Origin of the sequence: Streptomyces sp. A0592, from assembly GCF_004795115.1 — a bacterium.
Lineage (GTDB): Bacteria > Actinomycetota > Actinomycetes > Streptomycetales > Streptomycetaceae > Streptomyces > Streptomyces erythrochromogenes.
This window is the reverse complement of sequence record NZ_SSBM01000005.1, coordinates 301,398-327,492: the sequence shown is the minus strand read 5'-3', so window position 1 is coordinate 327,492 and position 26,095 is coordinate 301,398. Positions and strand designations below refer to the sequence as shown.

Sequence of the window (26,095 nt, the reverse complement as noted above, 5' to 3'; positions counted from 1 at the left end):
CTCAGCTCCCACTCTCGCGGTCGGTGCGGCGGATCTCGGTGCGGCTGGTCTCGATGCGGCGGATCTCGATGCGGTCCTCACCCGAACCGAAGACGGCCACCACGGCCGAATGCTCCAGCGCGCCCTTCACTGTCGGCAGGTCCGCCGCGTCACGGCGCACCGTGGGCGAGGAGACCACGTAGTCGATGTCCCGCCAGCCGCCCGGCAGGGTCCTGGTGACCGCGGGATCCAGGTCGGCCTTGTAGAACCAGATGGCACCCGGCCCCGGCTCGAAACCGTGGTGCACGGCGTCCAGCCAGAGCGCGTCGTCGAGCAGCACCCGGGTGCGCGCGGGGTCGCCGACCTCACGGCCGAGCCAGGCCGCGGCCTGCCGGTACGGGGCGTTCGCGTCGACCGTCAGCGCGGTGCGGTTGCCCTCGTACCAGCGCGGCAGCACGTACCCGGCCGCCGACGCGGCCAGTACGCCGAGCACCGCCCAGCGCACCCACACCCGCGCCCCGCGCGCCCCGGCCCCGCGACGGCGGCGCAGCACGGCGTGCGTGACACTGGCCGCGCCGCCCGCCAGGACCAGGGCGAGGAACGGCAGCGCCTGGATCACGTACATCGCGGGCAGGTAGCCCGAGGGCCGCATCGCGACGACAGCCAGGATGACGGCGGCGAGCGCCGGACCGGCCAGCGCCCGGGCGGTCACCGACCGGCGCACGGTGACGATCAGCAGCACCGCCCCGGCCAGCCCGCCGAGCGGGAGGACGGTGTCGTAGTAGAGCCAGGACCGGAACACGCCGTTCGAGCCGGATCCCGGCGTCAGGATGAAACCGGACCCCTCGCGGCCCATCTGGTAGGTGATGCCGTCGATGAGCGAGACGTGCCCGGAGCCTGGCAGCAGCTCGCCGTTGAGCAGCGCGAAGAGCGGGTACGACAGACCGATCAGGACGCAGGCGGTGACGGCGAACTTCCTGGTGTCGCGGTGGCTGTGCCGCCACATCGTCACCAGCAGCGCCGGCAGCACCACCAGCATCGTCTCCTTGGTGAGGACGGCGGTGGCGGCCGCCAGCCCGGAGGCGAAGTGGTGCCACAGGTGGCGGTTCGGCGACGCGGCGAGGCAGAACGCCAGCACCATCCACATCACCGCGATGTTGTCGAGGAAGATCTCCCGCTGGAGGACCACGGACAGCGGCGACAGCCCGAAGAGCCCCATCGCGAGCCCGGCCGCCCACCGCGGCAGCCACAGCCGGCGCGCCAGCACGTACAGCAGCACCGCGGAGGCGGCGGACACCGCGAGCATCGAGAACCGCATCGGCGCGACGGTCATCCACTCCGGGACGAACAGCGACGGCAGGTACGTCAGGGCCGCCACCTGGATCCAGCCGAGCGGCGGATGGTCGTACCAGTACGTGTAGTGGGCCAGGCCCTCGCCCTGCTGGACCGCCCACGCCTGGGCCAGGTAGGTGCCCTCGTCGTCGCTCAGGGTCGGGAAGTTCGTGATGTTCCAGCCCTGGACGGCGACGATCACGAGCAGCAGGGCCCCGCACAGCAGCAGGTCGGGGCGGGAGGAGCGGAAGCGCACGAGCGGGCGGACGGGCGGGGCCGGACGGACGCCGAGCCCGCCGGCCGTGGAGCGCCGGGCGGGGACGGCCGGGGTGTCCGGGGTGTCGGTCCCGGGCTCCGGGGCAGTGGCCGTGGGCAGGGTGGCGGTCACCGGCGGCTGTCCTCTCGGATCGCGGTGGAGGCGGACGCGGAGGCGGAGGCGACGACTGCGGTTGCGGAAACGGCCGGGACGGTCGTCAGATGGGCGCCGGTGTGGCTGGTCAGCTCCCACTCGTTGCGGCCGCGCTGCTCGCGCCAGACGGCACGGATCGCGGCGCCCGCGAGCATCACCTGGTAGAACGGGCCGCCGACGACGAGCTTGACGTAGTGCACGAAGCGGACGCGCAGGCCGTACTGCCGGCCGAAGTCGTGCAGGCCGACGATCTCGAAGACGAACGTCACCATCGCCGTGATCATGGGCAGGAAGGTGATGATCGCGATGCCCACGGGGACGTCGAGGAAGAGCGCGACGGCGACGTTGACCGGGATGATCACACCCGACGCGGCCTGCATGAACGGGGTCATCAGCGTGTAGCGGGCGAGCCAGCGCCGGCCCCGGCCGGGCAGCTGCTGCCAGTCCTTCTTCCGGTACACCTGCAGGAATCCCTGGTTCCAGCGGGTGCGCTGCTTGAGCAGGCTCACCAGCGAGCCCGGCGTCTCCTCGCGGGTCACCATGTCGCAGTCGTAGGCGACGACGACCTTCTTGCCGACCGACGACAGCCGCACCCCCAGGTCGCAGTCCTCGGCCAGGCAGTTCTGGTCCCAGCCGCCGGCCTCGCGCAGCACCTCGGTGCGGACGAAGACGGTGTTGCCGCCCAGCGGGATGAACCCCTTCTCGGCGTGCAGGTGGAGCCGGGAGCGGAACCAGAAGAAGTACTCCAGGCAGTTGCGCAGGCTGTACCAGCTGGAGTGGAAGTTGATCAGCTGGACCCCGCCCTGGACCACGTCGGCGCCGGTGGAGCGGAAGGCGTGGTCGACGTGGGCCAGCAGCTCGGGATGGACCTGGTCCTCGGCGTCGAAGACCCCGACGATGTCGCCGCGGCAGGACGGCAGGGCGGTGTTGAGGGCCTTCGGCTTGTTCTTCGTCTCGTGGTGGTCGACGACCACCCGCACCCGGGCCGGCTCGCGCGCCGCGGCCCGTTCGGCGACGGCGGCGGTCTCGGGGTCGTCGTGCCCGACGATCACGATGATCTCGTAGTCGCTGTGGCTCGATTCCAGCAGCCGGTCGACGGTGTGCTCCAGCACCGCCTGCTCGTGGCGGGCGGGCAGCAGCAGTGAGAACGCCAGGCGCCCCTCCCCGTCGGGACGGTCGAAGCGCGTGGAGGCGAGCGTCTCCGGCGTCCGCCACGCGTGCATCTGCCACCAGAGCGTGAACGCGGCCATCCAGAAGAGCGCCAGTGAAATGGCAGCAATGAACACAGACGTGTACAAAAAGCCCCCCACAGACCCGCCGCCCCCCAGGCGGCGATCAGAAAACCCCCCGGAGACTCGCGGCAGGCCCCCCGGCCCGCCGCCGCCCCGCTTCCCCCCGGACGCACCCCCCAGCGCGTCGTCTCGGTGACTCCCGAAGCCATGAGATTAGGCGGTGAACACGACATCCAGCCTCAGCGTCGATGAAATGCGTGTTTCTGAATCGACATATGCACAAACGGAACTGACGGCACTCCGGGTACTTCAGGGACGAACCGCACCCAACTGCTCCGCCAGCTCGACCGGGTCCGTCGTAGGCCGCGCGCAGACGAAATGTCGACACACATACGCCGCCGGAAGGTCGCGCACCAGTGTGCGCTCGGCCAGAAGAGGGAACTCCCCCTCCCCGCCCTCCGCAGGCTGCGGCAGCCCCACCGCCACGACCGCACCAGGAGCCGTCCCCAGCAACGCCGCCCGGTGCAGCGCCGCCCGTGCCGGATCCTCCGGATGCCCGACCACCGCCACCTCGCGCGGCCCGTCCAGCAGCGCCTCCGCCACCGACAGCCCGTGCCCGATGAACCGCGGCACGCGCGGACCCAGCGCCTGCACCACCCCGAGCGCCCGCTCCGCCGCCGTACGGTGCGCCTGCGAACCGGTGTGCGCCGCGTACGAGAGCAGCGCGCCCGCGGCCGCCGTCCACCCGGACGGCGCGGCCGTGTCCGTCGGATCCTGCGGCCTGCGGATCAGCTTCTCCGCATCGTGCGCCGTGTCGTACAGCGACCCGTCCTCGGCGGTGAAGCGGTCCAGGACCAGGTCCAGCAGGAAGCCGGCGAACTCCAGCCACACCCCCTCGCCGGTCACCGCCGCCAGGGCGAGGAAACCCTCCGCGACGTCGCCGTAGTCCTCCAGCACCCCCGCGTTGGCACCCACGTGCCCGTCCTTGCTGGTCCGCGCGAGACGGGGGGCCCGGCCGGCCGCCGCGTCGAAGTGCACCCGCACCAGCAGGTCGCCGGCCTCGGTCGCCCGCTCCACCAGGTCGGGCCGATCGAAGTACGCCCCGCACTCCGCCAGCGCCGCGATGGCCAGGCCGTTCCACGCGGCGACGACCTTGTCGTCCCGCCCGGGGGCAGGCCGCTCCGCCCGCGCCGCCAGCAGCCGCTCCCTGATCCCGGCGATCCGCTCGGCGTCCACCGCCGGCCCGTCCTGGGGCAGCTGGAGCACGGACGTGCCGTGCTCGAAGGTGCCCTCCTCGGTCACCCCGAAGTACCCGGCGGCCAGCACCCCGTCGTCCTCCCCGAGCACCTCCCGCAGCCGGGCCGGCGTCCAGGCGTAGTACGCCCCCTCCACATGCTCGCCGGTCAGCGGGTCCTCGGAGTCGGCGTCGAGGGCGGAGGCGAACCCGCCCTGGGCGGTCCGCAGCTCCCGGACCATGAAGTCGGCGGTCTCCAGCGCCACCCGCCGAGCGAGCTCCGAACCGGTGGCCCGCCACAGGTGGGCGTAGACCCGGCAGAGCAGGGCGTTGTCGTAGAGCATCTTCTCGAAGTGCGGTACCACCCACTCCCGGTCCACCGAGTACCGCGCGAACCCGCCGCCGAGCTGGTCGTAGATCCCGCCGCGCGCCATCGCCTCACAGGTGTCGGCAGCCATCTGCAGCGCACCCTCGGACCCGGTGCGGGCGTGGTGGCGCAGCAGGAACTCCAGCACCATGGACGGCGGGAACTTCGGCGCCCCGCCGAATCCGCCGCGCACGGCGTCGTACTCGCGCGTCAGCCCGAGCAGCGCCTGCGCGAGCTCCTCGGCCCCGGGAGTCCCGGCCTTCCCGTAGTCCAGCTGCCGCCCGGCCAGGTCCCGCACGATCTTCTGCGCGACCTCGGCGACCTCCTCGGGCCGCCCCACCCAGGCGGCCCGCACGCCTTCGAGCACCTGCATGAAGGAGGGCATCCCGTGCCGGGGCTCGGGCGGGAAGTAGGTCCCGAAGTAGAACGGCTCGGCGTCCGCGGTGAGGAACACGGTCATGGGCCACCCGCCCTGCCCGGTGGCGGCCTGCACGGCCTCCATGTAGACGGCGTCGACGTCGGGCCGCTCTTCCCGGTCCACCTTGATGTTGACGAAGTGCTCGTTGAGATACCCCGCCGTTAGTTCATCAGTAAAGCTTTCAGCTTCGAACACATGGCACCAGTGGCAGCTTGAGTAGCCGACGCTCAGGTGCACGGGCACGCCTCGTTCTCGCGCCTCGGCGAAGGCCTCCGGCGACCACGGCCACCAGTCGACGGGGTTGTCCGCGTGCTGGAGCAGGTACGGCGAGGTCTCGTTCGCAAGGCGATTCGGCATGGGCCCATCCTGCCGCACCACCCCGCGCGCAGCTCATGACCTGGCCATCAGGCCGCCGGTTCGGCACCGTTGATGCGATCAGCCCATTTCCAGACCGGGACCACGCGGGAGTGGTCCCAGGTTCCGACCCCTTTCCGGCCCGGCCTGATCACGAAGTGGGTGAAGACCGACGCGATCACCTTCCGCTTCTCCTCGAACCCCATCCCGCCCGACTGCCAGCGCAGCCTCATCGGCTCGGGCAGCCGGACCCGGCCCTGCCCGTCGGCAGGAAAGAGCAGCTTCTCGATGGCGTCTTCCACGAGGGGGCCGCTGATGGCGCATCTTCCGCAGCCGCGCCCCGATGCGCAGATGTAGTTGTAGGGGCTGCTCCGGCTGGCGGCCTTGCCGCCGCCCATGAGCTGGTCGCACGTACTGCCATCCTCAAGCGGTGCCCCGCAGCGAACGAATCCGGCGGCGAGATACTTCGGGCCGGCCTTCCTCCCCGTGAGGCGTGGACTGAGCGGGCCCCGGTGCATGTAGAGACTTCCGACCGAGAACGTCGCGCAGACCTCCCTCCACTGCTCGGGCGTGACGATGGCCTGCCACACACCGACCAATGGACCTCCGGTGTCGGGATCGATCAGCAGTGCGCCCCGGTTGGCTCGGAAGCCGCAGACCCTCGGGGCGGTGATGATCTGAGTGACCGTCATCGGGTTGGGGCGGCCGCCCCGCGTTCCCGTGATCCCCTGCGCGTCCCACTCGCGTGCCACCTGCCCCATGGAGGCCCCGCCGATCCGGTCCTCGATCGCCTTGCGGACGAGTTCCGACTCCACCGGATGCAGTGTCTGCCGGTCCGGCAGCCACCCGAAAGGCCTCGGGCCGCTGTGCGGCAGCCCGTCCATGGCCCGCGACCAGTGCCAGTCCTGGACCCGGCGGCTGCGCATCTCCCCCTCGGCGACGGCCCCTTGGAGACATGCGGCGCCTTGGAGCAGTCCGGCCTTGGTGTACGGATCACGCAGGCCCTCCCGGTCCACGTAGACACGCCCCGGTGCCGAGGTGAGCGCCGCCATGAAGCGGATGAAGTCCTCGGGCCTGCGGTAGAGGCGGTCGTCCGCGACGGCCACGACGCCCCGCAGGGGGCCGGCCGCGAAGGCGTGGCCCCGGTGGAGGTCGGCGAGGAGGTGGTCGAAGGCGGGGCGTTCCCGGTCGTCCTTGGTCGCGTTGCGCGCGTTGTCGGTGTAGGTGGCGACGACGACGCAGCCGTGTTCGCGTGCCGTGCGTTCGTTGATGCGGTGCTGGTGGCGTACGCCGCGTGCGTCGCGGTGGGGGGTGTCCTGCGAGGTTCGGGCGTAGGAGGCGACCGGTATCTGGTCCATGGAGCGTTTCCCCGTCGAGAGTTGGTGCGATGTTCGCTACAACTGGCGAACAGCACGTCGGGTTACGCACCGGCTGAACCGGCTGGCGTTCATTGCCCTTGATTCACACGGCAGTTGCTCTGTTTCGGCTCGGCTGTGCGAAGGAATGACCGCTTCCCTCTGAACTAGCTCAGATTCCCTCGCGCGCGGCGGAGTCCCGCAGGACACTTGGGGCACGTTGCCGGAGCTCTCTGAGGGGGATGCCGATGCGGGACAGCCATCGTGGTGAGGCCGAGCGTCTGTTGGAGCGGGCCGTGGACGAGGCGGTCCGGCGGGGGGCGGGCTCGGCGGATGCCGTGGGCGGGGCGGTGGTGGACAGGGCGGCGCTGCTGGCGCGCGGCAGGGAGGCCCTGGACGCGCTCGCCGCGAGTGCGGCGCCCGAGTACGCGGCGTACGTGCGGGCGTTGGACGAGGCGGCGGCCGGGGACCAGTCGCTGGGTGAGGCGTTCCGGCGGGGCAACACCTCGACGGCGGTGCTGGTGACCGCGGTCGCGGCGGCCGCGGCCGTCGGGGCGGACCTGTCGCTGGGTGTCGCGGCGGGTACGGCGCTGACGGCGGGGGCCGTGGTCGGGATCGCGGGTGCGGTGGCGACGGTGGCGAAGGTGACGGCTCTGCACGTGCCGGCCGCGAACCGGCGGGCCGGGGAGCTGGGCCGGCCGGGCGGCGCGGAGCAGTTGAAGCTGCAGTGGTTGTCGGCGTTGGAGGTGCGCGGGATACGTCCGTTCCTGGAGCAGCAGCGGGCGGTGGCGGCTGCGGCGCGGGCGCCGCGGCCGGTGGCGCTGTCGTTGGCGCGCACGGCGGGGCGGTTGCGCGGGGCGGACCGCAGTGCGGAGGCCAGGCGGCGCAGTGCGCTGGAGCAGTCCTTCGGGCAGTTGCCGGATGTGGCAGACCGGTTCGCGGGGCGGCGGGCGGAGCTGACGCGGATCGCGCAGTGGGTGCAGGCGGCGCGGGCGAGTACGGAGACGCGCCCGGTGGTCGTGGTGTTGCACGGGGAGCCGGGGGTGGGGCGGACGGCGCTGGCGTTGCGGGCGGCGCATGCGCTGCGGGACCAGTTCCGGGGTGCGTGTGTGGTGGACATGCGGGGTGGTTCGCCCGGCGGGGAGCCGGGCGAGGCGCCGCTGTCGACGCGGGAGGCTCTGTTGCACCTGATGAACCGGCTGGGTGCGCCGCGGGAGCAGTTGCTGTTCCGGGAGGGTGCTTCGGCGGAGCAGCAGGTGAGGCGGTTGGGCGAGTTGTACCACCAGCACTTGCGGGGGTTGCCGGTGACGGTGCTGCTCGACGATGCGGTGGATGCGGCGCAGGTGCGGATGCTGGTGCCGGAGCGTTCGGAGAGTCTGGTGCTGGTGACGGCGCGGGAGCCGTTGGAGTTGCCGGGGGATCTGGCGGCGTGGGTCCATCAGCTGCCGGTGGAGCGGCTGGACGGGGTTGAGGCGGCGGAGCTGGTGCGGGCGGCGGCGCCGGAGGGGGCGGTGGCCGGCGAGGGGGCCGCGGCCGGGGTGGCTGCGGTGGTGGGGGTGGGTGGCGGGTTGCCGCTGGCTCTGCGGATGCTGGCTCCGCTGGTGGGTGGGGGTGCGGCCGGGGATGGGGCCGGGGGCGGGGGCGGGGTGCATCCGGTGGAGGCGGCGCTGCGGGCGGCGGATGTCCGGTTGGCCGAGCCGGCCCGGCTGCTGCTGCGGCGGTTGCCGCTGGCGGGGCGGGCCTCGCTGGGTGGTGCGGCGGCGGCCGCGCTGGCCGACGTACCGGAGCAGGCGGCGTTGCGGACGCTGGAGGAGTTGTGGGAGGCGGGGCTGATCGAGCGGGTGCGGGGTCAGCGGTTCCGGATGCATGACGCGGTGCGCGCGTATGCGGCGGCGCGGCTGGCGGCCGACGAGGACCGGGCGCAGGCGGTGGCGGCGCACGAGCGGTTGATCCGCAACTACGCGCAGCTGGCGGACTCGGTGATCCGGATGGTCGACGGGAAGATGTCGACGCGGGCGAACCAGTTCGGCGGGCACGGCTTCGTCTCGCTGGACGCGGCGCTGCGGTGGCTGGACGACGAGTCGAGTTTCATCACGGCGGCGCTGCGGCATTCGGAGGGGGTGGACCAGCAGGCGGTGCTGGATCTGCTGGGGGCGTTGTGCGACTTCTGTCTGCTGCGCGGGGACCTGTACCGGCTGGGTGAGATCGACGAGCTCACGCAGGCGGTGGCGGCGGGCCGGCAGGGCCAGGAGGGGCAGCAGGGGCGGCTGGTGCGGTCGGTGCAGTGGCGTACGGGTATCGCGGCGCGGCAGCTGGGTGAGCTGGACAAGGCGCGGTCGACGCTGACGTCGGTGGTGGACCAGTACATGGAGGCCCATCAGGAGGCGGGGGCGGCGATGGCGCTGGTGTCGCTCGGGATCACGTTGCACCATCAGGGCAATCTGCCGGAGGCGGCGGTGCGCATCCGTGAGGCGCTGGTGCTGCAGGAGCCGGCGGAGCTGGCGGGTGACCGGGCGTGGGGGTTGCACGCGCTGGCGGCGGTGGAGCGGGATCTGGCGCATCTGGCGGAGGCGACGCGGCTGCTGGAGACGTCGCTGGCGTTGCACCGGGAGAGCGAGAGCGTGCACGGGGAGGCGTGGGCGCATTTCCAGCTGGGGCAGGTGCACCTGCGGTTCGGTGAGGTGGAGCAGGCGGAGAAGGAGCTGGACCTGGCGTTGCAGTTGTACGGGCGGACGCGGGACGACCGCGGTGAGGCCTGGGCGCTGACGCAGCTGGGGCGGGCGCGGGTGGTGGACGGGGATCCTGGGTCGGCGGTGGAGCGGCTGCGGGAGGCGCTTGCGCGGCATCGGGAGGCGGAGGACGCGCGTGGGGAGGCGTGGACGCAGTACTACCTGGGGCAGGCGCTGGAGGTGGGCGGCGAGCGGGACCGGGCGGTGCGGGAGCTGGAGCGGGCGCGGACGATGTTCTCGCGGATGCGGGACGTGTACGGGCTGGCGCACGCCCGGCACCATTCGGGCCGGGTGACGCGGGACCAGCGGGCGGCGCAGACGGGGAACCTGAAGAATTCGGGTTTCGCGCGGCAGCTGCTGGTGGATGCGCGGGCGGATTTCCAGCGGATCGGGCTGGCGCACGGGGAGGCGTGGACGTGCCTGGAGCTGGCGGTGGTGGACGCGGGCAACGGGCGGCTGTCGCAGGCGCTGGGGTTGTGCGAGGAGGCGGTGCGGCTGTTCATCTCGTACGGGGACCGGCGCGGGGAGGACTGGGCGCGGTTCCTGCGGTGCACGCTGTTGCCGTACGTGGGGCTGGCGGGGCCGGGGGTTCCGGAGGAGGCGCGGGCGGAGCTGGCGCGGCTGGTGGAGGCGCCGCACGCGGCGCGTGACGGCCGGCTGGCGGACTGCCTGGAGACGTACGGGGTGATCCTGGGCCGGGGTGTGGATCCGGCGGAGGGCTGGCAGGCGTGGCGGCTGGGTCTGGTGCCGAACCTGCACTCGCGGGAGGTCATGGGCGTACCGCGGGTGTGACCGTCCCGGCCGTGCCGACCGGTGGGGCCCGCGGGCCGGGCTGCGACGGCTGCGCACCGGCCGCCCGGCAGGGGCGCAGGGCCGGCGCGGCTGTGCGGCCCGCACCGCCCGGTGGCCGCGTGGCTGCGGTCGGTGCGGCCACGGCCGCGGACTCGCCCGAAGGGCCCCCGATGCCCGCCTGCCACGGCTGCACGACCTGGTCGGCGGGCGGGGCCGCTGGGCCGGGCCCCCTGCGGCGGCTCCGTCGGCGCGGCTCGCGGTGGCCGTGGGGCTGCACGACCGGGCACCTTGGGGCCGCACGGCTCGGCCGGGGCGGTTGCCGGGCTCGCACCGGGCGGTGTCGGCGGGGCCGCAAGGTCCGGCGGCGGCCGGGCGGGCCCGGCGGCGACGGCATACCCGGGCCGGCCGGCAGGGGCGCAGGGCCCGGCCGCGGGCCCGGTGCGAGGCCCGGTGGCTGTGTGGTCCGGTCGGCGCTCCGCAGGGCCCGGTGGCCACCGCGTCCGGTCGGCGGAGCCGCCGGGCGGGGCGGGGCGGGGTGGTTGCGGCCATGCGCGGGGGCCGCCCCGCCGTCGGGGCGGGGCGGCGTGCGGGTCCGGGGAGGGCGGCCCGGACGCGAGGCGGCCTAGGCGGTCGGCTTGGCCGCGGGGGTCGCGGCGGGGGCCGGTTCGGGGGCCTCTTCGAAGTCGACCCGGCCCATGTGCCGGTTCATGGACTTCATCAGGGCCCACACGCCGACTGCGAGGGCCGCGAACACGATGAAGCCCAGGATGCCGGGGGTCACCTTGTTCTTGTCGAAGGTGTCACCCGCCAGGGGAAGGAGCTGGGTCAGTGCTGCCTGCGTAGCGCTCATAGCTACGCATTCTCCCGGATGCCCGCGAAGAGGTCGGACTCGGGGAGGGAGGTGTCGACGAGCGACTTGGCGAGCTCGTACTCCTCGGTGGGCCAGACCTCCTTCTGGACCTCCATGGGGACGCGGAACCAGCCGCCGTCCGGGTCGATCTGGGTGGCGTGCGCGATGAGGGCCTTGTCGCGGATCTCGAAGAAGTCGGCGCAGGGGATGTGGGTGGTGAGGGTCCGCTCCTTGCGCTCGAACTCCTTCCACCGCTCCAGCCACTCGCCGTAGGGGGAGTCCAGGCCGCGGGAGAGCATCGCCTCGTGCAGGGCGATGGTGCGCGGCTTGTTGAAGCCCTGGTTGTAGTAGAGCTTCTGCGGCTGGTGGGCGGGGCCGTACTCGGCCTCGGGGTACTTCTCGGTGTCGGCCGCGCCGTCGAAGGCCACCATCGAGATCGTGTGGGTCATGATGTGGTCGGGGTGCGGGTAGCCGCCGTTCTCGTCGTACGTGGTGACGACCTGCGGCTTGAAGGCGCGGATCTTCTTGACGAGCTCGCCGGCGGCCTCGTGGACGTCCGCGAGGGCGAAGCAGCCTTCGGGGAGCGGGGGCAGCGGGTCTCCCTCGGGGAGGCCGGAGTCGACGTAGCCGAGCCATTCCTGCTCGACGCCGAGGATCTGGCGGGCCTCCTCCATCTCCTTGGCGCGGACCTCGTGGATGTTCTCCTCGATGTACTTGTCGCCCTGGAGCTTGGGGTTCAGTACGGAGCCCCGTTCGCCGCCCGTGCAGGTCACGACCATGACGGGGACCCCTTCGGACACGTACTTTGCCATCGTGGCCGCGCCCTTGCTCGACTCGTCGTCGGGGTGGGCGTGGACGGCCATCAGTCGAAGCTGCTCGGTCAAAACAGGATCCTCTGCGATTCGGCGCGACACTCGGCTTCTATAGTGACCGAACTGGGGGACGGAAAATTCCAGGGATGACCCACCCTCCCCAGCGAGAGGAAAAGATCATGAGCGCGGTGCGCGAGGGACTGCCCGAGGGCCGGTACGGCCGGTCGGCGGACGAGCGTGCGGACCGGAAGCTCAAGATCATCGGGGCGGCACTGGGTGCCGTGCTGCTGGGTGTGATCGGCTGGATCGGCTGGGACTACGTCGCGGGCCGGAGCGTGAGCGCCGAGGTGATCAAGTTCCAGGTGATTTCGGACACCGAGGTGAAGGTGCACCTGGAGGTACGCAAGGACGCGTCGGTCACCGGCGTGTGCACCATGGTCTCGCAGGACGAGCAGCACGCCGAGGTGGGCCGCGCCGACTTCACCTTCGCCCAACCCCGGTCGCGGGTCGATGAGGTCGTGTCGGTGAAGACCACCGGCCGGGCCACCATGATCGAGCTGGTGGGCTGCCAGCCCGCGGGGTCCGCCGGCTGAAACACCCGGCCGGGAGGGCTCCGCGGAGGCACTCTGCCGGGGTGCTGCGCCGAGGCTTGGGAGGGCGGCCCGCGGGGCAATGGCCCTCTGGGGTCCTCCCCCTTTTCTTCCCGAATTGTTAGGCTCGTGGTTTCGTCCGCCGCTGGCGGCCTTGTAGTCCCCTGTACCGACGAGGAGCACCCGTGACCCAGACGAGCGAGAGCGTCACCTGGCTGACCCAGGCGGCGTACGACCAGCTGAAGGCGGAGCTGGACTACCTCTCTGGTCCCGCCCGCACGGAGATCGCGGCGAAGATCGCAGCCGCCCGCGAGGAGGGCGACCTGCGCGAGAACGGCGGGTACCACGCGGCCAAGGAGGAGCAGGGCAAGCAGGAGCTCCGGGTCCGCCAGCTCACGCAGCTCCTGGAGAACGCCAAGGTCGGGACCGCGCCCGCGTCCGACGGCGTGGTGGCGCCGGGCACCCTCGTGAAGATCGCCTTCGACGGCGACGAGGACGACACGATGGAGTTCCTGCTGGCGTCGCGCGAGTACGCGTCCGGGGACTTCGAGACGTACTCCCCGCAGTCCCCGCTGGGCACCGGCGTGCTCGGCAAGTCGATCGGCGAGGACGCCGAGTACGAGCTGCCGAACGGCAAGAAGGCCTCCGTCAAGATCCTGGACGTCAAGCCCTTCACCGGCTGATCACCCTTCGTTCGCCCGTGATGCCCCGGCCGGTTCTCCGGCCGGGGCATCACGCGTACGCGGCCTACGCGCTCGCCGAGCGGTACTTGCGGACCGAGAGGGTCCGGAAGACCACGATGATCAGCAGCGACCAGAGGACGGATGCCGTGACAGGGTGCTGCATGGGCCAGGCGTCGGGGACCGGGTAGCCGGGCGGCAGGTTCCCGAAGAGCTCGCGGCACGCCTGGACGGTGGCGCTGAAGGGGTTCCACTCCGCGATGGTCCGCAGGAACGGCGGCATGTTCTCGGAGGGGACGAAGGCGTTCGAGATGAAGGTCAGCGGGAAGAGCCAGATGAGCCCGCCGGAGGTGGCCGCCTCGGGGGTGCGCACGGACAGGCCGATGAGGGCGCCGATCCAGGAGAAGGCGTAGCCGAGCAGGAGCAGCAGGCCGAAGCCGGCGAGCACCTCGCCGGGGCTGGTGTGGGTGCGCCAGCCGACCAGCAGGGCCACGACGGCCAGGATCACGAGGGTGAACGAGGTCTGGACGAGGTCGGCGAGGGTGCGGCCGGTGAGGACCGCGCCGCGGGCCATGGGCAGCGAGCGGAAGCGGTCGATCAGGCCTTTGTGCATGTCGTCGGCGATGCCCGCGCCGGCGCCGGCGGTGGCGAAGGTGACGGTCTGGGCGAAGATGCCGGCCATCAGGAATTCGCGGTATGCGGCGGGTGAGGTGCTGCCGCCGACGCTGATCGAGCCGCCGAAGACGTAGCTGAAGAGCACGACGAACATGACCGGCTGGATCACACCAAAAATGATCATCTCGGGAATTCGGGACATACGAATCAAATTCCGCTTGGCGATCACCAGTGAGTCGTTGACGCCCTGGGCGAGCCCGCCGCGTGGGCGCGGTGCCGCGAGGTCCCCGGTCGGGGAGGTGAGGGTCACTTCGCCGCCTCCTTACGGGCCGCCCGGCGGCCCCTGGCCTCGGCGCCGGCCCCGCCGTCGCCGTTCTCCTCCTCCGCCGCCCGTTCGGCCGCGTGGCCGGTCAGGGAGATGAACACGTCGTCGAGGGTGGGGCGGCGCAGGCCGATGTCGTCGATCTCGATGCCCCGGCCGTCCAGTTCCCGGATGACCTCGGCGAGCAGCTTGGCCCCGCCGGACACCGGTACGGTCAGCTTGCGGGTGTGCTCCTCGACCGTGGTCTCGCCCTTGCCGAAGCCGGCGAGCACCTCCCGCGCGCCTGGGATGTGGGCGCGTTCGTGGACGACGACCTCGACGCGCTCGCCGCCGGTGCGGGCCTTCAGCTCGTCGGAGGTGCCGCGGGCGATGACCTTGCCGTGGTCCACCACGCAGATGTCGTCCGCGAGGTGGTCGGCCTCCTCCAGGTACTGGGTGGTCAGCAGCAGGGTGGTGCCGCCGGCGACCAGTTCCTGGATGATGCCCCAGAGCTGCTGACGGTTGCGGGGGTCGAGTCCGGTGGTGGGCTCGTCCATGAACATGACGGGCGGGCTGACGACGAGCGCGGCGGCGAGGTCGAGGCGCCGGCGCATGCCGCCGGAGTACGTCTTGGCGGGGCGGTCGGCGGCGTCGGCGAGGTTGAAGCGGTCGAGGAGCTCGACGGTCCGCGCCTTGGCCGCCTTGGCCCTCATCTGGTAGAGCCGGCCGACCATCTGGAGGTTCTCGCGGCCGGTCAGGTATTCGTCGACGGCCGCGAACTGGCCCGAGAGGCCGATGGCGCGCCGGACCTCGTTGGGGTGCTTGAGGACGTCGATGCCGGCGACGACGGCCTTGCCGCTGTCGGGGCGCAGGAGTGTGGTCAGGACGCGTACGGTCGTGGTCTTGCCCGCGCCGTTCGGGCCGAGCAGGCCCAGGACGGTGCCTTCGGGGACGTCGAGGTCGACGCCGTCCAGAGCCCGTACGTCGCCGAAGGTCTTGACCAGTCCCTCGGCGTGGATGGCACCTGGCATATGGATTCTCCCCATGTGAATCGGGCCAGTGGGGTCGAGCTGTTCAGGACATTTCTCCGCAAATGCTATGGGGGCAGGGCAGGTCCCGCTCGGCCGAACGGGGGGTGCGGGGGTGTGGGTGGTGGGGAGCGCGGGGGTCCGCCGATCTGGTCCGCCGAAGCGCTGGTCCGCTAGCCCATCACCTTGTATCCCGCGCCGTGCAGCGTCCGCGCGACCTCCGCGCAGTGCTCCGGCCCCTTGGTCTCCAGGTGCAGTTCCACCTCCACCTCCGTGAGCCCCAGCCGCGGGTCCGTCCGTACGTGGCTCACGTCCAGCACGTTCGCATCGACCACTGACAACACCCCCAGGAGCCCGGCCAGCGCCCCGGGCCGGTCCGCCACGCGCAGCCGCAGGGACAGGTACCGGCCCGCCGCCGCCATGCCGTGCCGCAGGATCCGCTGGAGCAGGAGCGGGTCGACGTTGCCGCCGGACAGCACGGCCACGACCGGGCCAGCGCCGTACAGCTCGGGCTCGCTCAGCAGGGCCGCCACCGTACTGCACCCGGCCGGCTCCACGACGAGTTTCGCCCGTTCCAGGCACAGCAGCAGGGCGCTGGAGAGCGCGTCCTCGGACACGGTGCGCACGTCGTCGAGGAGCTCGCCGATGATCCTGAAGGGGACGTCGCCGGGGCGGCCCACCCTGATGCCGTCGGCCATCGTGTTCGGGTCGTCGATCGAGACCGGGTGGCCGGCCTTGAGGGAGGGCGGGTACGCGGCCGCGCCCGCCGCCTGCACCCCCACGACCCGGACGTCGGGCCGCAGCGCCTTCACGGCGACGGCCACCCCGGCGGCGAGCCCGCCACCGCCGATGCCGACGAGGATGGTGCGCACCTCCGGGCACTGCTCCAGGATCTCCAGGCCGACCGTGCCCTGGCCGGCGATGATGTCGTGGTGGTCGAAGGGGTGGATGAACACCGCGCCCGTGCGGTCGGCGTACTCCTGGGCCGCGGCGAGGGTCTCGTCGACGACCTGGCCGTGCATGCGTACGTCGGCCCCGTAGTCCTGGGTCGCGGCGACCTTCGGCAGCGGCGCCCCGACCGGCATGAACACGGTGGAGCGGACACCGAGGAGCGAGGAGGCCAGCGCCACGCCCTGGGCGTGGTTGCCGGCGCTGGCGGCCACGACGCCGGCGGCCCGCTGCTCGGGGCGCAGGCCGGCGATGCGGACGTAGGCTCCGCGGAGCTTGAAGGATCCGGTGCGCTGGAGGTTCTCGCATTTGAAGTGGACGGGCGAGCCGGTGAGCGCGGAGAGGTGCCTGCTGCCTTCCATCGGCGTGACCCGGGAGACGCCGGAGAGCATCTTCTGCGCCCCCCGGACGTCGTCGAGGATGACCTGGGGAACGGGCTGGGGCACGCGGTAGTTCATGCCGTCAGTCTCGCAGTCCGGGCCCGGCCCGGCGCGGAGCGTCCGCGGCGGCTGCGGGAGCGCCCGGGGCGGATACCGGGGCCAAGGCTGGGGCAGGGGCGAAATCTCGCCATCCGGGACGGCCGTGGGACGGGTGCCCGGGCGGGCCGTATCAGTTCTCGTACGAGGCGTACGAGCCGCCGCAGGGCCGCGTACTCTGTCCCCCATCCTTGTCGGACCCACGCGAAGAGAGCCCACGGCCATGCCTTCCTCCCCGGCCAATTCCGATCTGCCCGTGCAGGCCGAAGCGCCCGCCGGAGCCGGTCTCCTCGACGCGCTCCAGCACCAGGTGGCGGTCTTCGCCCGGCGCGCCGAGCAGACCCGCCTGGGCGGCGTGGGCCAGGCCCGCAACTCGATGGACCGCGCCGCCTACCTGCTGCTCAACCGGCTCGACCTGGAAGGCCCGATGGGCGTCAAGGCGCTCGCCGGCGGCATGGGGATCGACTCCTCGACGGTGACCCGGCAGGTCGCGCCGCTGGTCGACGGCGGTCTGGTCAAGCGGACCTCGCACCCCGAGGACGGGCGGGCCGTGGTCCTCGCGCTGTCCCCGCGGGGGCTGGCGCGGCTGGAGGAGGTGCGGTCCTCGCGGCGCGAGCTCATGGCGCGGGTGACGGAGGGCTGGAGCGAGGACGAGCGCGAGTCCTTCACCGGGCTGCTGACGCGCTTCAACCTGTCGCTGTCGGAGCTGATGGCGGCCGTGGCCGAAGCCGGGCCGGCCTCCTGAGCGGAGTCCGTCCGTCCTATTGACCTGACCGGTCCCACCGGCCGCACTATGTGAATATGCGGGCGGTTGATCAACAGACGGGCTCCTACGGGGAGTTCGAAGCGTTCGTCGCGGGGGCGGCGGGGCGGCTCCTGCATGTCGCGGTGCTGCTGACCGGTGAACCGGAGTCGGCCCGCCGACTGCTCGCGGGCGCGCTGGCCCGTACGTACGCCCACTGGCGGCGCCTGCGCGCGGACGACCCGTACGACTTCACCCGCCACGAGCTGTGCGCGGCCTTCGCCCGGACCGGCTGGCGCCACCACGGCGGGAGCGGGGTGCTGGCGCGGCTGAGCCCGCCGGAACGGCTCGTGCTCGTCCTGCGGCTCTACGAGGGGCTCGCGGAGGAGGTCACGGCGGCGCAGCTCGGGATGCCGGTGGAGCGGGTCCGGGTGCTGTGCAACCGGGCCGTGTCCCTGCTGCGGGCCCGGGAGGCGGCGTGAGCGGGCTCCCGGACCGGAAGGAAGCCCAGGTCAAGCAGCTCTTGGAAGGCCCGTACCCGGTGGTGCCGACGGGCCTGGCCGCGGGCGCGGCGGCCCGCGGGGACCGACTGCTGCGCCGGCGGCGGGCGTTGCGCAGGTTCGGCTGGGCGGTGCTGTTCGCTGCCGCGGTGGCCTTCACGGTGTGGGCGTCCCTGACCCGCCCCTGGGCCGGGCCCCCGGCCGGCATCTCCCCGCCCCTGGAGGGCTGGTAGCTGCACCGGCCGTGCCCCCACCGGGTCCGGGCGGAGCCCGGTGGGGGTGCGGCGGTGGGTCAGCCCAGCGCCTGCGTCAGGTCCGCGATCAGGTCGTCGGCGTTCTCGATGCCCACCGAGACGCGGATCAGGTCCGCCGGGACCTCCAGCGCCGAGCCGGCCACCGACGCGTGCGTCATGCGGCCCGGGTGCTCGATGAGGGACTCGACGCCGCCCAGGGACTCGGCCAGCGTGAAGATCTTGGTGCGGCCGCAGACGGCGACGGCCTCTTCCTCGCCGCCGGCGACCTGGAAGGACACCATGCCGCCGAAGTTGCGCATCTGCTTGGCGGCGACCTCGTGGCCCGGGTGCTCGGGCAGGCCCGGGTAGAGGACCTTGGTGACCTTCGGGTGCCGCTGGAGCACCTCGACGATCTTGGCCGCGTTCTCCGCGTGCCGGTCCATGCGCACGGCCAGGGTCTTGATGCCCCGCAGTACGACCCACGAGTCGAACGGCCCGGCCACCGCGCCCATCGCGTTCTGGTGGTAGGCCAGTTCCTCACCCAGCGCCTCGTCGGCGGTGACGAGCGCACCGCCGACCACGTCGGAGTGCCCGCCCATGTACTTGGTCAGCGAGTGCACGACCACGTCCGCGCCCAGTGCCAGGGGCTGCTGGAGGTAGGGAGAGGCGAAGGTGTTGTCCACGACCAGCTTGGCGCCGGCGGTCCGCGCGATGTCGGCGACGACGGCGATGTCGGTGATGCCGAGGAGCGGGTTGGAGGGGGTCTCGACCCAGATGACCTTCGTCTTCGGGGTGAGGGCGGCACGTACGGAGTCGGCGTCGGAGGTGTCGGCGACCGACCACTCCACGCCCCAGCGGGAGACGACCTTCGCGAAGAGGCGGAAGGTGCCGCCATAGGCGTCGTTCGGGATGACCACGTGGTCGCCCGGGGAGAGCAGCGTACGCAGCAGGCAGTCCTCGGCGGCCAGGCCGGACGCGAAGGCGAGGCCTCGGCGGCCGCCCTCCAGCGCCGCGAGGTTCTCCTCCAGCGCGGTGCGGGTCGGGTTGGCGCTGCGGCTGTACTCGTAGCCGCCGCGCAGGCCGCCGACGCCGTCCTGCTTGTAGGTGGAGACCTGGTAGATCGGCGGCACGACCGCGCCGGTCTGCGGGTCGGCGGTGTTGCCCGCGTGGATCGCGCGGGTCTCGAAGCTCTGGTGCTCGTGGCTGTCGTCGCTCATGGTCAGATGCTATGCCCAGGCCCGGTGTGCACCCCCTATTCGCTTGCCGCCCCCTCGGTCTGGTTCGCTGGAGGCATGGAGATTCTGTGGTTCCTGTTCGCCGTGCTCATGATCTTGTTCATCGTCGGCCCGTTCGTCCGGCGCCGGCGCGGCGGCATCCGTCTGGTCGCGCCGGGCAGCCCTGACGCCGCCGACCCGGCGAACTACGGATTCGACCGGCAGGAAGACCTCGACATCCGCATCCCCGGGCCCGACCAGGACCTGATGGACGCCCTGGAGAACGTGCGGCGCACCGGGCAGTGGCAGGCGGCCTCGCAGCTGCTGGCCGGGACCCCGCGGGAGGGCGAGCGGCGCTGGCAGCGCGTACAGGCCTTCGGCGGCGCGGCGGCGCTGGAGCTGGTGGCTCAGCCGGGTGTGGGCGCGCAGTGGCTGAAGGCGTGGCGGCTGGAGGCGGACAAGGACGCGGGCGGTGCGCAGGTGCACGCGGAGCTGCTGGTGCAGCAGGCGTGGCGGCACTCGGGCGGCGTCGGGTCCGACGACCACCGGATCATCCTGGAGGAGGCCCGGGACGCGTGCCGCAAGGCCGCGCTGCTGGCGCCGGGGGACCCGGTCCCGTACATCACGGAGCTGGCGATCGCGCGGGGTCTGGCGTATCCGGAGGCGCAGTTCGACGAGCTGTGGGCGAAGGTCGTCGACCGGGCTCCGGAGCACATGGGCGCGCACCTGTCGGCGCTGCACTACTGGTGCGCGAAGTGGCACGGTTCGCGGGAGAAGGCCGACGCTTTCACGCACGCGGCCGCGGCGCGCGCCCCGCAGGGCTCGCTGCTGGCGGCGCTGCCGCTGTTCGCGCTGTACGAGAACCTGCCGGACGTGATCCTGAGCAGCGGTTTCTACCGCGGTGAGGCCGTGACGCGGGCGGTGGAGGGCGCGCTGTACGCGGTGCACACGGCCCGGCCGGACGACCCGATGCTGGCGCACGTACGGCACCTGCTGCTGCTGTTCCTGGTCCACATGGAGCGGTGGGCCGAGGCGATGGAGCAGGTCCGGCACGTGGACGGGTACGTGGGCGCGCTGCCGTGGTCGGCGGCGGAGGACCCGGCGGCGCAGTATGCGCTGTTCCGGGCCCTGGCGGTGGCCGGCTACGAGGCCAACGGCGGTTCCCCGGCGACCCTCCCCCACTAGGCGGTCTACCGGCGGGTACCCCCACGACCAGCGGCGACGAGCGGTGAATAAGGTTGCCGTCAACATTCTCTGAGCCGCATGATGCGGCGTGGCGGCCATCGACCCTCGCCACGCACCTCAGCACCGCTTTCATCCCGTGGGGGGATCTGTCCATATGGGCGCTTCTTTGCGCGCCGTCCGCGCGCTCGTCCTGCTCGCAGGCTTCTACCTGCTCGGCGTTTTCCTGCTCGCCGCCCTCGTCGGCGTGGACTTCGCCGTCGTCGCCTGGCTGCACGGCCCGGTCGCCTTGAAGATCATAATCGTCTCGGTCGTCCTCGCCGTTCCGATCGTCCGCGGTCTGTTCATGCTCCGCACCCCCAAGGGCGAGCCGCCGGCCGGCATCACCGTCACCGAGGCGCAGGAGCCGCTCCTGTGGCAGACCGTGCGGGAGATCGCGCAGCAGGTCGGCACCCGTGCCCCCGACGAGATCGTGCTGATCGACGGGGTCAACGCGGCCGTCGCCGAGGAGGCCCGGCTGCTGGGCCTGCGGCCCGGAACCCGCCGCCTCTACCTCGGTCTGCCCCTGATGACGGGCCTGGACGAGATGCAGCTGCGGGCCGTGCTCGCCCACGAGATGGGCCACTACGCCAACTTCGACACCCGCCTCACCCCGCTGATCGCCCGCGGCCGCGCCCAGCTGATTCGTACGATCGGCCACTTCCACGAGCGCGCCGACAGCAAGGTCGCCAAGGAGCGGGCCCGCCAGGAGAAGCGGGACGAGAAGCGGGTCGCCAAGGGCAAGGGCGCCAAGGGCGTGGACACCTCCGGCCAGGGCGCGACGTACCGCGCCATGGCCAAGATCTACATGGCGTACGGCAACTTCTACATGCGGGCGACCCGCACCGCCGGCCGCCGCCAGGAGCTCGCCGCCGACCTCGCCTCGGTGCGCGTCGCCGGCCGGAACTCCGCCGCCTCCGCCCTGCGCGAGATCAACGCCCTGGACTCCGCGCACGACTTCTACATGAGCTCGTACGCCACCCTCGGCGTCGGCGCCGGCCTGCTGCCCCGCCCCGGCGAGGTCTTCGGCGGCCTGCGCAAGCTGCTCGACGCCCGCTCGGAGGACCTGGACGACCTGCGCCGGGAGCTGTCGACCGAGCCCGCGTCCCCGTACGACTCCCACCCGCCGCTCGCCGAGCGCGTCGCCCGGATCGAGGCCCTGCCCGACGACGGCCGCGGCGGGCAGAGCGCCCGTCCCGCCCTGGAGCTGCTGTCCGACGCGGGCGCCGCGCTGGCCGCGCTGGAGCAGGTCGTCCTCACCCCCGAGGCCCTCGCGCTCAAGCGGGTCGGCTGGGAGGACCTCGTCCACGAGTCGATGACGCAGTACGTCGGCCAGGGCGCGCAGGAGATCCGCGAGGCCTTCGCCGCCGAGGGCGCCGGCCCCGCCCTGCCCGCCCTGCTCGACGCGATCGACGCCGACCCGGCGGTGCGCTGGCGCATCGCCGACCGCTTCCCGAAGTCGGAGGAGGCCGCGGCCGCCACGGGCCGCACGGCCCGCGAGTTCGCCCGCCCGGTGGTCCGGCGCGCCCTGAACCAGCTGGTCACCGTGGAGCTGACGGGCCGCGGCGCCGCCCGCTGGCAGCTGTCCTGGTCCGATTCGGCCGCCCTGCGCTACCCGGCCGACGGCTTCGAGGAGCAGCTGCGGCTGGCCCTCGACGCGGTCGTCGCCGACCTGCCCGACACCGAACCCCTGCGAAAGCTGGTGCTTGCCCCGTGATCGGCCTGTACATCCTGGGCGCCATGCTGCTCTTCGGCGCCTTCAAGCTCCTGCGCGGCGCCTACTACCTGCGCAAGGCGAAGCGGCTGGAGGCGGAGATCGCCGTCATCGAGGGCCGGACCGCGGCCACGAACGCCGAGACGGACGCCGTCAAGGCGGAGCGGAAGGCGCAGCAGGCCGCGGCGGTCGTCGCGCTGGGCTTCGTGCCGGAAGCCGAACTCGACACCGAGAACGCACGGCCCGTCCCGCCCGAGCAGACCGCCGCCGTCGCGGCGGTCAAGGCCGGCGACTGGGAAGCGGCCGCGGCCTATCTCGACGCGGCAGGGCAGGACTGGGAGGAGCGCTGGCAGCGCATGCGCCCCCTGTCGGAGCTCGCCGCCGAGGACGACGCGTGGCTGCTGGCCTGGCGCGCGGCCCGGCCGTCGGACCCGTCCGCGGCGCTGGTGAACGCGGACACGGGCGTCCTGGTGGCCTGGAACGTGCGGGGCTCCGCGCGGGCCAGCCACACCACCCAGGAGCAGTTCCGGATCTTCCGCGAGCTGCTGCTCAAGGCGCAGGAGCAGGCGCGCGAGGCCCAGCGGCTGGCGGACCCCGCGGACCCGGTTCCGTTCATGGTGGAGCAGTCGATCAGCCAGGGCCTGGGCTACTCGCACGAGGACTACCGGGAGCTGTGGTCGCAGATCACCAAGCGTGACCCGAAGAACCTGTCGGCCCACACGAGTGCCATGCAGTACTGGAGCCAGAAGTGGCGCGGCTCGCACGAGCTGGCGCTCGCCTTCGCGCGCGAGTGCGCCGCCGGGGCCGAGCCGGGTGAGCTGCTGTCCGTGCTGCCGCTCATCGCCTACATCGAGCAGGAGCTGCACGAGTCGGACCTGAAGCCGGAGACCTTCTTCAAGGAGCCGGAGGTCCTGGCGGCGGTGGACAGCGCCCTGGCCGACCTGGCGGCGGCCGATCCGCAGGACTGGCGGTCGATCCGGCTGCGGCACCTGCTCGCGTGGTTCCTGTTCTGGCAGGACCGGGACGCGGAGGCGGTGGAGCAGTTCCGCCACATCGACGGGTACATCGGGGCGATGCCCTGGTACTACTGGTCGCCGTCGCGCTACGTGTACGCCCGGGACTGGGCGGTGCGCGAGGTCACGCCGGGCCTGTGAGGCGCGGCAGCGGGGGCGGGCCGGGAATCCGGCCCGCCCCCGCTGCCGTTGTCACTCCCACAAGGAGGCAATCGATGTTCTCGTACCGCCGCACGCCCGAGCTCCCCTCCCGCGAGGAGGCCCTGACGGGCCGCGCGGAGCCGCTGTTCGCCCTTCCGGAGAGGCACACCGTGCTGGGCAGCCCGCTGGCCGGCCCGTATCCGGAGCACCTGGAGGTCGCCGACTTCGGGCTGGGCTGTTTCTGGGGCGCGGAGCGCACGTTCTGGCGGACGCCGGGGGTGTGGACGACGCTGGCCGGCTACCAGGGCGGCTTCACCGAGAACCCGACGTACGAGGAGGTGTGCTCGGGCCTGACGGGCCACACGGAGGTCGTCCGCGTGGTCTTCGACCCCGCGCAGGTCACCTACGCCACGCTCCTGAAGCTCTTCTGGGAGTCCCACGACCCCACCCAGGGCTTCCGCCAGGGCAACGACGTGGGCACCCAGTACCGCTCGTCGGTCTACACGCACTCCCCCGCCCAGCAGGCGGCGGCGGAGGCCTCCCGCGAGGCCTACCAGCAGGTCCTGGTCCACTCGGGCCACGGCCGCATCACCACGGCCGTCCTCCCGGCGGCGGACCGCCCCTTCTGGCCCGCGGAGGCCCACCACCAGCAGTACCTGGACAAGAACCCGGGCGGCTACTGCGGCATCGGCGGGACGGGCGTCTCCTGCCCGATCGGCGTGGCCGCGGCCCGCGGAGAGTGAGCGGCCCCCCGCTCCCGGACCCGGCGCACGAACGTCTGACCCGGATCCGGCCTTCCACACGCGCTGGTACTTCTACGCCGACCGCCGCCCCTGGGAGCGCGGCTGCCTCGACCCACTGCTGCGGGCCGTCGCGGACGACGCGTTGCCGGGCATCTTCGTGACGGACCCCGGGCTCACCCGTATCCACCACCCGTACGACGGCGGCGCGGATGTCGTCCTGCCCGCCCCCGGGGAACGGGACCGCCTGCGCGAGCTGCACTCCGCCTGGCTGTCCGCGCATCCGTCAGGGTACTGATTCAGGACGGGGCGTGGCCGTGGACCCGCTTCGCGTCCAGGTGGAGTTCGTAGGGGCCCATGCAGTCTGCGGCGAGCGTGGCCACTCGGGCGCCGCAAGGACAGGCACGGTTGAGTCCGCTTCCTCCTGACGGTCCGCAGCATCCGACGCCGTTCTCGCCGTTCGGCAGCGGCCGGAGACCGGGCGCGTCCTCGGGATGGATCACGATGTTGTGGCGCGGCCCGGCTGAGATCATGGCCACCCCTGCGTCGCTCAGGCCGAGCCCGCGCGGCTGCGTGGGTCCGTCGTACTCCTGGTCCGGGTGCGGCACGTACGGGGCGCCCCACGGTTCGGGCTCGATCGCGTAGTGCCCGTGCGGCATCGTGGCCGGCGCCCGCCCGCTGCTCGTGTCGCGTTCGTCGTCGGGCGCGGGGGGAACGGTGGGCAGCGGTCCCAGGTCCGGAGTGAGGGTGCCGCCGCACTTCTTGCACAGGAACACGGTCATGCTGCCGTTGTAGCCGCCCCTCGTGCCCCGGCGCATCCTCGATTCCCGGCCGCTCGGTCTTCGGGCCCTGCGCCGCAGCGTCAGATCGTCGAGGTGTCGATCACGAAGCGGTAGCGGACGTCGCTCGACAGGACGCGGGCGTAGGCCTCGTTGATGTGGTCGGCGTCGATCAGTTCGATCTCCGAGCCCAGGCCGTGCTCCGCGCAGAAGTCCAGCATCTCCTGGGTCTCGGCGATGCCGCCGATCATCGATCCGGCGAGGGTCTTGCGGCCGCCGATGACGGAGAAGAGGTTGAGGGAGACCGGCTCCTCCGGGGCGCCCACGTTCACCAGGGCGCCGTCGACCTTCAGCAGGCCCAGGTAGGCGTCCAGGGCCAGCGGGGCAGAGACCGTGGACAGGATCAGGTCGAAGGTCCCGGCGAGCTTCTCGAAGGTGGCCTCGTCGCCGGTGGCATGGAAGTGGGTGGCGCCCAGTCGCCGGCCGTCGGCCTCCTTGCGGAGGGTCTGCGACAGTACGGTGACCTCCGCGCCCAGCGCGTGCGCCATCTTCACTCCCATGTGGCCCAGGCCCCCGAGCCCGACGACCGCGACCTTCTTGCCCGGGCCCGCCTGCCAGTGCCTCAGCGGCGAGTAGAGGGTGATGCCCGCGCACAGCAGCGGGGCGGCCACGTCCAGGGCGAGGCCCTCGGGGATGCGCACGGTGTAGTTCTCGTCCACGACGAGGTGGGTCGAGTAACCGCCGTACGTGGGCTCGCCGTCCCGGCCGACGGCGTTGTAGGTGCCCGTCATGCCCTGCACGCAGTGCTGCTCCCGGCCGCCCCGGCAGTGCTCGCACACGCGGCAGGAGTCGACCATGCAGCCGACGCCCACCCGGTCCCCGACGGCGAACCGGGTGACGTCCGCGCCGACTTCGGCGACGACTCCGGTGATCTCGTGGCCGGGGACCATGGGGTAGATGCCCTCGCCCCAGCCGTCGCGCACCTGGTGGATGTCGGAGTGGCAGATGCCCGTGTACTTGATGTCGATGAGGACGTCGTGCGGGCCGACCGGGCGGCGCGGGACCGTGGTGCGCTCCAGCGGGACACCGGGGGGCGGGGGCGGCGTACGCGGCGACCCGGGTGATCGGGGCGGTCGCGGGGGCGGTGACGGACATGGGGGTGCTCCTCGAAGCGGTGGTGTCTGCGGTGCGCACCACGCTGCCGGTCCGCCCTGCCGGCACCCAGACCCCTGTGCTTCCTACGACTGGCGAACGTACTACTGGTGGGGTCAGGCTGACGCCCTCCGGGCGGTGGGCC

22 protein-coding genes and 1 pseudogene are annotated in these 26,095 nt (G+C 72.5%); 11 read left to right on the top strand and 12 right to left on the bottom strand.

The window, feature by feature from the left end:
• Nucleotide 1: 1 nt before the first annotated feature.
• The 4 genes from E6U81_RS10830 to E6U81_RS10815 form a co-directional block, all read right to left on the bottom strand.
• Nucleotides 2–1,567 carry a phospholipid carrier-dependent glycosyltransferase gene (locus tag E6U81_RS10830; RefSeq protein WP_240803758.1) on the bottom strand — a complete coding sequence of 522 codons (1,566 nt, stop codon included), beginning with the start codon at nucleotides 1,565–1,567 and terminating at the stop codon, nucleotides 2–4.
• Nucleotides 1,568–1,695: 128 nt separating this feature from the next.
• Entirely contained in the window at nucleotides 1,696–3,018 is a 1,323-nt protein-coding gene (locus tag E6U81_RS10825) for a glycosyltransferase (RefSeq protein ID WP_240803754.1), read from the bottom strand.
• A gap of 243 nt (nucleotides 3,019–3,261) precedes the next feature.
• The gene (locus tag E6U81_RS10820; RefSeq protein WP_168714602.1) at nucleotides 3,262–5,328 is read right to left on the bottom strand and encodes a thioredoxin domain-containing protein; all 2,067 of its coding nucleotides are present in this window, start codon (nucleotides 5,326–5,328) and stop codon (nucleotides 3,262–3,264) included.
• A gap of 47 nt (nucleotides 5,329–5,375) precedes the next feature.
• Complete coding sequence (locus tag E6U81_RS10815; RefSeq protein WP_136229837.1) at nucleotides 5,376–6,683, bottom strand: recombinase family protein; 1,308 nt, start codon at nucleotides 6,681–6,683, stop codon at nucleotides 5,376–5,378.
• A 245-nt stretch (nucleotides 6,684–6,928) separates the two neighbouring features.
• On the opposite strand from E6U81_RS10815, the gene E6U81_RS10810 reads away from it, so the two are divergent.
• Nucleotides 6,929–10,201: a tetratricopeptide repeat protein gene (locus E6U81_RS10810; protein WP_206309893.1), complete on the top strand. Its 3,273-nt coding sequence runs from the start codon at nucleotides 6,929–6,931 to the stop codon at nucleotides 10,199–10,201.
• A 622-nt stretch (nucleotides 10,202–10,823) separates the two neighbouring features.
• On the opposite strand, the gene E6U81_RS10805 is transcribed toward E6U81_RS10810, so the two are convergent.
• Complete coding sequence (locus E6U81_RS10805; protein WP_136229835.1) at nucleotides 10,824–11,051, bottom strand: hypothetical protein; 228 nt, start codon at nucleotides 11,049–11,051, stop codon at nucleotides 10,824–10,826.
• Between the two features lie 2 nt (nucleotides 11,052–11,053).
• Nucleotides 11,054–11,935 (bottom strand): mycothiol conjugate amidase Mca, encoded by an 882-nt coding sequence (gene mca, locus E6U81_RS10800; protein ID WP_031149797.1) that lies wholly within the window; start codon nucleotides 11,933–11,935, stop codon nucleotides 11,054–11,056.
• A 107-nt stretch (nucleotides 11,936–12,042) separates the two neighbouring features.
• On the opposite strand from mca, the gene E6U81_RS10795 reads away from it, so the two are divergent.
• Both E6U81_RS10795 and greA read left to right on the top strand, forming a co-directional pair.
• A complete protein-coding gene (locus tag E6U81_RS10795) occupies nucleotides 12,043–12,456 on the top strand; it encodes a DUF4307 domain-containing protein (RefSeq protein ID WP_031149795.1) in 414 nt (137 codons plus the stop codon).
• Nucleotides 12,457–12,638: 182 nt separating this feature from the next.
• The gene (gene greA, locus E6U81_RS10790) at nucleotides 12,639–13,136 is read left to right on the top strand and encodes a transcription elongation factor GreA (protein ID WP_136229834.1); all 498 of its coding nucleotides are present in this window, start codon (nucleotides 12,639–12,641) and stop codon (nucleotides 13,134–13,136) included.
• A gap of 64 nt (nucleotides 13,137–13,200) precedes the next feature.
• Here the strand turns inward: greA and E6U81_RS10785 are convergent, their stop codons facing one another.
• The 3 genes from E6U81_RS10785 to ilvA all read right to left on the bottom strand — a co-directional run bounded on the left by E6U81_RS10785 (nucleotide 13,201) and on the right by ilvA (nucleotide 16,483).
• Nucleotides 13,201–14,058 carry an ABC transporter permease gene (locus tag E6U81_RS10785; protein WP_136229833.1) on the bottom strand — a complete coding sequence of 286 codons (858 nt, stop codon included), beginning with the start codon at nucleotides 14,056–14,058 and terminating at the stop codon, nucleotides 13,201–13,203.
• Nucleotides 14,055–15,080, bottom strand: a complete 1,026-nt coding sequence (locus tag E6U81_RS10780) for an ATP-binding cassette domain-containing protein (protein ID WP_136229832.1) — start codon at nucleotides 15,078–15,080, stop codon at nucleotides 14,055–14,057. The genes E6U81_RS10785 and E6U81_RS10780 overlap by 4 nt, the downstream gene beginning before the upstream one ends.
• A gap of 170 nt (nucleotides 15,081–15,250) precedes the next feature.
• Nucleotides 15,251–16,483 (bottom strand): threonine ammonia-lyase, encoded by a 1,233-nt coding sequence (ilvA, locus tag E6U81_RS10775; RefSeq protein WP_136229831.1) that lies wholly within the window; start codon nucleotides 16,481–16,483, stop codon nucleotides 15,251–15,253.
• Nucleotides 16,484–16,724: 241 nt separating this feature from the next.
• On the opposite strand from ilvA, the gene E6U81_RS10770 reads away from it, so the two are divergent.
• From E6U81_RS10770 to E6U81_RS10760, 3 genes are read left to right on the top strand one after another with little or no spacing between them, the layout of a single operon-like run.
• A complete protein-coding gene (locus E6U81_RS10770) occupies nucleotides 16,725–17,246 on the top strand; it encodes a MarR family transcriptional regulator (protein WP_046779115.1) in 522 nt (173 codons plus the stop codon).
• A 56-nt stretch (nucleotides 17,247–17,302) separates the two neighbouring features.
• Nucleotides 17,303–17,725, top strand: coding sequence for a sigma factor-like helix-turn-helix DNA-binding protein (locus E6U81_RS10765; protein WP_136229830.1), 423 nt, complete (start codon nucleotides 17,303–17,305; stop codon nucleotides 17,723–17,725).
• Entirely contained in the window at nucleotides 17,722–17,976 is a 255-nt protein-coding gene (locus E6U81_RS10760) for a hypothetical protein (protein WP_136229829.1), read from the top strand. The genes E6U81_RS10765 and E6U81_RS10760 overlap by 4 nt, the downstream gene beginning before the upstream one ends.
• Before the next feature lie 59 nt (nucleotides 17,977–18,035).
• On the opposite strand, the gene E6U81_RS10755 is transcribed toward E6U81_RS10760, so the two are convergent.
• The gene (locus E6U81_RS10755; RefSeq protein WP_136229828.1) at nucleotides 18,036–19,193 is read right to left on the bottom strand and encodes a cystathionine gamma-synthase; all 1,158 of its coding nucleotides are present in this window, start codon (nucleotides 19,191–19,193) and stop codon (nucleotides 18,036–18,038) included.
• A 75-nt stretch (nucleotides 19,194–19,268) separates the two neighbouring features.
• Here E6U81_RS10755 and E6U81_RS10750 point away from each other — a divergent pair, with 75 nt between their 5' ends.
• The 5 genes from E6U81_RS10750 (at nucleotide 19,269) to E6U81_RS39750 (ending at nucleotide 24,317) form a co-directional block, all read left to right on the top strand.
• Entirely contained in the window at nucleotides 19,269–20,375 is a 1,107-nt protein-coding gene (locus E6U81_RS10750) for a hypothetical protein (RefSeq protein WP_136229827.1), read from the top strand.
• Between the two features lie 154 nt (nucleotides 20,376–20,529).
• Nucleotides 20,530–22,128, top strand: a complete 1,599-nt coding sequence (locus tag E6U81_RS10745; RefSeq protein ID WP_136229826.1) for a M48 family metallopeptidase — start codon at nucleotides 20,530–20,532, stop codon at nucleotides 22,126–22,128.
• Nucleotides 22,125–23,279: a hypothetical protein gene (locus E6U81_RS10740; RefSeq protein WP_136229825.1), complete on the top strand. Its 1,155-nt coding sequence runs from the start codon at nucleotides 22,125–22,127 to the stop codon at nucleotides 23,277–23,279. The genes E6U81_RS10745 and E6U81_RS10740 overlap by 4 nt, the downstream gene beginning before the upstream one ends.
• A 74-nt stretch (nucleotides 23,280–23,353) precedes the next feature.
• Nucleotides 23,354–24,022: a peptide-methionine (S)-S-oxide reductase MsrA gene (msrA, locus tag E6U81_RS10735; protein WP_136229824.1), complete on the top strand. Its 669-nt coding sequence runs from the start codon at nucleotides 23,354–23,356 to the stop codon at nucleotides 24,020–24,022.
• A 142-nt stretch (nucleotides 24,023–24,164) separates the two neighbouring features.
• Nucleotides 24,165–24,317, top strand: coding sequence for a hypothetical protein (locus tag E6U81_RS39750; protein ID WP_168714593.1), 153 nt, complete (start codon nucleotides 24,165–24,167; stop codon nucleotides 24,315–24,317).
• Nucleotide 24,318: 1 nt separating this feature from the next.
• On the opposite strand, the gene E6U81_RS10730 is transcribed toward E6U81_RS39750, so the two are convergent.
• Nucleotides 24,319–24,801 carry a hypothetical protein gene (locus E6U81_RS10730; protein ID WP_136229823.1) on the bottom strand — a complete coding sequence of 161 codons (483 nt, stop codon included), beginning with the start codon at nucleotides 24,799–24,801 and terminating at the stop codon, nucleotides 24,319–24,321.
• Nucleotides 24,802–24,881: 80 nt separating this feature from the next.
• A pseudogene (locus E6U81_RS10725) lies at nucleotides 24,882–25,953 on the bottom strand (NAD(P)-dependent alcohol dehydrogenase).
• Nucleotides 25,954–26,095 lie beyond the last annotated feature (142 nt).